This window comes from Helicobacter trogontum, from assembly GCF_000765905.2.
In the GTDB taxonomy this organism is placed as follows: domain Bacteria; phylum Campylobacterota; class Campylobacteria; order Campylobacterales; family Helicobacteraceae; genus Helicobacter_A; species Helicobacter_A trogontum.
This window is the reverse complement of the sequence record NZ_JRPL02000110.1, coordinates 1-476: the sequence shown is the minus strand read 5'-3', so window position 1 is coordinate 476 and position 476 is coordinate 1. Positions and strand designations below refer to the sequence as shown.

1 protein-coding gene is annotated in these 476 nt (G+C 26.1%); it reads left to right on the top strand.

Going from position 1 to position 476, the window contains the following annotated elements:
• Positions 1 to 216 precede the first annotated feature (216 nt).
• Positions 217 to 476: recombinase family protein (locus LS81_RS11115; protein ID WP_237022249.1), on the top strand; the 260-nt coding region annotated here is incomplete at its 3' end.

Below are 476 nucleotides of genomic sequence, written 5' to 3'. Positions count from 1 at the left end.
GAAAAAGACCGAAAATAAAAAAGCAAAATCCAATATTTTTGAATTTAAAGCTCATGATAACTCCTTATGACTGATGTTTAAACGATAAAAAAATCGTTCGTTTAAATTTGATTATATATAGGGTAAAATATACGATTTATTTTTGATATAAAATAAAGTTAAATTATTATTTAAGGTTTTTATTTGATTTTAAGGAAAATAACAAGAGATTAGGATATGAAAGAACATAATCACATGACACATAGAAAGGCTATTGCTTATATAAGAGTATCAAGCGATAAGCAAGATACACAAAGTCAAAAAGCACTCATATTAGAATATGCTATAAAGAATCATATTTATATCGATGAGATTCTAGAAGTTGTTGTAAGTAGCACAAAAACACAGGAAAAAAGAAAAATTACTGAATTACAAAATAAACTACAATCAGGAGATATTTTAATCACTGCCGAGATTTCTAGGCTTGGTAGAGGTAT